The organism is Brevundimonas sp. (assembly GCF_036677305.1).
In the GTDB taxonomy this organism is placed as follows: domain Bacteria; phylum Pseudomonadota; class Alphaproteobacteria; order Caulobacterales; family Caulobacteraceae; genus Brevundimonas.
Window position 1 is genome coordinate 1 of sequence record NZ_JAKFEB010000231.1, and the last position, 4,389, is coordinate 4,389.

Sequence of the window (4,389 nt, forward strand, 5' to 3'; positions counted from 1 at the left end):
TACACCATCCGTCTGGTGTCGGAGATCACCGAGTCCAACGGTTCGTCCTCGATGGCCACGGTCTGCGGATCGTCGCTGGCGCTGATGGACGCGGGCGTGCCGCTGAAGCGTCCCGTCTCGGGCATCGCCATGGGCCTGATCCTCGAGCCCTCGGGCGAGTTCGCCATCCTGTCCGACATCCTGGGTGACGAAGATCACCTGGGCGACATGGACTTCAAGGTGGCCGGCACGCGCGAAGGCATCACCTCGCTGCAGATGGACATCAAGGTCGCGGGCATCACCGAAGAGATCATGCGCAAGGCGATCGCCCAGGCTTCGGCCGGCCGCCTGCACATCCTCGACGAGATGGACAAGGCTATCGACGGCGCCCGCACCGAACTGGGCGAGTACGCGCCCAAGATCGAGTCGATCAAGGTTCCGACCGACAAGATCCGCGACATCATCGGCACCGGCGGCAAGATCATCCGCGAGATCGTCGAAAAGACCGGCGCCAAGATCAACATCGAGGACGACGGCACGGTGAAGATCGCTGCTTCGGACCAGGAGAAGATCGACGCGGCCAAGAACTGGATCTCGTCGATCGTGTCCGAGCCCGAGCCCGGCACCATCTATTCGGGCAAGGTCGTGAAGGTCGTCGACTTCGGCGCCTTCGTGAACTTCTTCGGCGCCAAGGACGGTCTGGTCCACGTGTCGCAGATCAGCCTGGAACGCGTCGCCAACCCGGCCGACGTCCTGACCGAAGGCCAGGAAGTCAAGGTCAAGTTCCTGGGCATGGACGACCGCGGCAAGACCAAGCTGTCGATGAAGGTCGTCGATCAGGAAACCGGCGAGGACATCACCGACAAGATCAACGCCGAGCGCGCTGAACGCGGTGAAGCCCCGCTGTCGGACGACACGGGCGGCCGCCCGAAGCGTGAAGGCGGCGGCGATCGTGATCGCGGTCGCAGCCGTCGCTAGGGCGACTTTGCTGAAATGAACGGGGCCCCGGCGGAAACGCCGGGGCCTTTTTCTTTGGGCGGCGTGGGGGTTCGGTTGTCAAAGACCGGCAGGGGAGCGCCGCTTCCGAGGCCGGTCGAGGGCAGAGAGTCTCGTACAGCCTTCGAAAAAATGCGGGACGGCGGAGTCCGCAAAGAACGCCATTCGCGCGGAGACCCGTTTACGTCTGCCAGGGGGCGCGTAACGGCAGGTGGACGGTGTCAAAGACCAGGCCCGGCGGGCATTTGACTATCTTGCACATGCCCGCGTCAAAAACGGTCGCAGGCTGGTTTGCATCGACACAGGCGACCACCCGATGGAGCGAAAGTAGCGGACTCCTGTCCCCGAAAGGGCGGATTGGAAGGGGCGAGAGTCCTCATTCCCCGGAGCGATCCTTCTGCCTGGGCTGCGCCGCCTCCAACAGGCGACGCTCACCCTTGAGCGCACGGCGGCGGGCGTGGCCGTCAACCCTGACGAGACCTTCGAAGGCTGAGCAGGCCGAGACCGAGGAGGGCGCCGGTCATCCCGACCAGCAGAACGAGGAGCGCTGCGGCGTAGTTGGGGGCATAGACGGAAAAGGGGATCGGCGGGTTCATATTGATCAGCATGCTCCGTGCGCCCGCCGCGCCATAAAGGGCGCCCAGAACGCCCCAGCCGAAGGCGGCGGCAAAGCCGATCACGGCGCGAGGGCGCGCGCCGGCGCACAGGCTGATGGTTCCGATCACGGCCGAGACGACCGACAGCGCCACACACGCCGTCTCCACGGGGTTGAGGTCGGTCAGCAAATACAGCGTGTGGCGGGGGCGCATTCCCCCCAACATCATCATCCAGACGAGGCCGCCGAGAGCGACGACCCAGGCGAAGCCGGCCGTGATGAGCAGGGTGCGGGTCGTCATGGCGGTGATCCCTGTCCCACGGCGATTGTCAGGGGGTGCGCGGCGCCAGCCAGGTCACGGCGAACAGGCCGAACAGGAAGCCGCCGAGGTGGGCTTCCCAGGCCAAGCCGCCCTGGCCGCCGGTCATCCACATCAGGAGGAAGATGAGGCCGAACAGGATGACGTTCATCTTCGCAAAGGCCTTGATCTGCTCCCACACCGGTCCCGACCGGATCGGCACGATGCCGCCGTCGGGCCCGATCCGCGCGGCCGCGCCCCACAGGCCGCAGATGGCGCCCGAGGCGCCGACCATGGGTATGACGCCGGCCGGATGCAGGGCCAGATAGAGGGCCGCGCCCAGCAGGCCGGAGACGAGGAACAGGACGGCGAAGCGCAGCCAGCCGGACGGCCCGACGCCGAAGCGCGACATGACGACGGGGGTGACCCCCAGCAGGAAGCCGCAGTTCATCAGCAGGTGCGTCAGCCCGCCGTGGGTGATCATGTGGGTCAGGAGCGCGGACCAGCGGCCCTCGGCCAGGGCCTGGGCCGACAGGCCCCAGGTCGAGGGCGTGAAGCCGCGCGCGCTGTCGCCGGCGAAGACGCCGGCGAGGGCGACGGCGATACAGACGGCGCTCACCGCATAGGCGGGCGCCGCCCGCAGGGTGGTTGTCTCGCGCCAGAAGGCCGGATCGGAAAAGGACAGCTGGACGCCCAGCCGCCCGTCGGAGGCGCTCTGGAGCCGGGAGGGCGTGACGGCGGCGTCGTCTATCATGGGTTGAGTGTGGCGGAAGATCGGGGCGGTGAACAGGGCCCCCTTCTCCTCCCTCGGCGCGCCGCGATCAGTGATGCGCCGGCGGCGGCGTGCGGGGCGCCAGTCGGGGCATGGCCAGCAGGCCGAACAGGAAGCCGCCGAGGTGGGCTTCCCACCCCACGCTGCCGATGACGCCGCCCTCCATCTGGACGATGACAAAGACGAGCCCGACCATCATCAGGTTCAGCAGGACGAACAGCACCACCTCGTCGAAGATCCGCCGCGTCCGCAGCGGAATCATGCCGCCGTCGGCGCCGATGCGGACGACGGCGCCCCACAGGCCGAAAATGGCGCCCGAGGAACCGACCATCGGCGGCCCGCCCGGGTTGAGGGCGAGATACATCGCCGCCCCGGCCAGGGCCGAGCCGGCATACAGCGCCGCGAACCGGCCCCAACCCGCGCGCCCGGAGCCCAGCCGCACCATGGCCAGAGGCGTCAGGGGCAGCAGGACGCTGAGGTTCATCAGCAGGTGGGCGAGGTTCCCATGGGCGACCATGTGCGCGGCGACGGTGTGCCAGCGCCCGTGCGCCAGCGCCTGACCCGAAATCCCCCAGGGCGCCGGGCCGTCTGCCGTCTGGGCGGCCAGGGCCAGGCCGAAGACGGCGGCCAGGATGAGGGCCGGCGCCCCGGCGGCGGAGAACAGCAGCTTCCAGGTGCGGCGGTCCCAGATCGGCGGGCCGGACCGCAACCGCCCGCGGGCGTCGCGTCGGCGGGCGAACAGCGGCGGACGGTCGGCGGCGGGCTGGCTCATGCGGGAGACTGTGGCGCAACCGGAGCGGGTTGGACAGGGGGTGGGAGGGCGCGAGGCGGCGGATTGCCAGCATCGTCTCCTCCCTGTTCGCGTAGCGAATGGGGAGGTGGCGCGGCGCGCCTTCGCGCCGTGACGGAGGGGGCGGCGCAGGCGTCAGCCCGTCATCCGCCAATCACCCTCCGCCGAAGTCGCCCCCTCCACCACCCGGGCTGAGTCGCCCGGGCGGTCCCCCTCCCCATCGGCTTCGCCGACAGGGAGGAGACAGGAGGGGCGGTGAGGCGGCTGTTCGAGGGCCATCCGCACTGCATGATCTACCTTGCTATGCGGTGGAGGTGATGCCGCTGTTGGTGGGTGAGGTCCTCGAATCTTCAGAAAGTCTCAATCCCTCTCTAGCCACACGTGGTTAACGGAGGACGCCAATGCTTTCAACGATCGGCTATGAAGGTGCTCGGCCTAGCGACTTCGTCAGCACGCTGCAGCTTGCCGATGTTCAGATGGTGATCGACATTCGTGATCGTGCGCAATCACGGCGCCCAGGGTTCTCGAAGTCAGCGTTACGAGAGAGTCTGGAGGCGGTTGGTATTGGATACCTTCACCTCCGAGAGCTCGGTGATCCAAAGGAGGGGCGGGAGGCTGCGAGGTCAGGAGATCTGGCCAAGTTTCGACAAATCTATGCCGGAGTTCTGAAGACTAACGAGGCTGTCAGTGCTCTGGATCAGATCGCGGCCCTCAGTGCGCAAATGAGCGTATGCCTGTTGTGCTACGAGCGGGACTACACGGAATGCCACCGTAAGATCGTTGCAGATCGCCTAGAATCGGTTGTTGGATCAAAGGTCCGCCACCTAGGAGTGAAGGCGAATGTCGCGACTGGTGGCGTCGAAAGACGAATGCGTCATGTTGGTGAAGGCGCTCCCGCATAAGAGCAGCAACTATTTCGAGACGGTTTGCTGTGCTGGGGTCGGACACGACATGAAGTG

5 protein-coding genes are annotated in these 4,389 nt (G+C 66.9%); 2 read left to right on the forward strand and 3 right to left on the reverse strand.

All coding sequences use genetic code 11. From position 1 onward, the window contains the following. Window positions 1-957: S1 RNA-binding domain-containing protein (locus V6M42_RS13280; RefSeq protein ID WP_332678908.1), on the forward strand; the 957-nt coding region annotated here is incomplete at its 5' end. Between the two features lie 482 nt (window positions 958-1,439). On the opposite strand, the gene V6M42_RS13285 is transcribed toward V6M42_RS13280, so the two are convergent. The 3 genes from V6M42_RS13285 to V6M42_RS13295 form a co-directional block, all read right to left on the reverse strand. Continuing rightward, window positions 1,440-1,871, reverse strand: coding sequence for a hypothetical protein (locus V6M42_RS13285; protein ID WP_332678909.1), 432 nt, complete (start codon window positions 1,869-1,871; stop codon window positions 1,440-1,442). Between the two features lie 28 nt (window positions 1,872-1,899). Then, complete coding sequence (locus V6M42_RS13290) at window positions 1,900-2,622, reverse strand: rhomboid family intramembrane serine protease (protein ID WP_332678911.1); 723 nt, start codon at window positions 2,620-2,622, stop codon at window positions 1,900-1,902. A gap of 67 nt (window positions 2,623-2,689) precedes the next feature. Beyond that, complete coding sequence (locus V6M42_RS13295) at window positions 2,690-3,412, reverse strand: rhomboid family intramembrane serine protease (RefSeq protein ID WP_332678912.1); 723 nt, start codon at window positions 3,410-3,412, stop codon at window positions 2,690-2,692. Between the two features lie 419 nt (window positions 3,413-3,831). Here V6M42_RS13295 and V6M42_RS13300 point away from each other — a divergent pair, with 419 nt between their 5' ends. Further along, window positions 3,832-4,332, forward strand: a complete 501-nt coding sequence (locus V6M42_RS13300; protein WP_332678914.1) for a DUF488 domain-containing protein — start codon at window positions 3,832-3,834, stop codon at window positions 4,330-4,332. The last annotated feature ends 57 nt before the right edge of the window (window positions 4,333-4,389 follow it).

What these genes read in the sequence shown, in the direction of transcription:
- V6M42_RS13290 (WP_332678911.1), bottom strand. Translation starts at nt 2,622, where the DNA reads ATGATAGACGACGCCGCCGTCACGCCCTCCCGGCTCCAGAGCGCCTCC.
- V6M42_RS13295 (WP_332678912.1), bottom strand. Translation starts at nt 3,412, where the DNA reads ATGAGCCAGCCCGCCGCCGACCGTCCGCCGCTGTTCGCCCGCCGACGC.
- V6M42_RS13285 (WP_332678909.1), bottom strand. Translation starts at nt 1,871, where the DNA reads ATGACGACCCGCACCCTGCTCATCACGGCCGGCTTCGCCTGGGTCGTC.
- V6M42_RS13300 (WP_332678914.1), top strand. Translation starts at nt 3,832, where the DNA reads ATGCTTTCAACGATCGGCTATGAAGGTGCTCGGCCTAGCGACTTCGTC.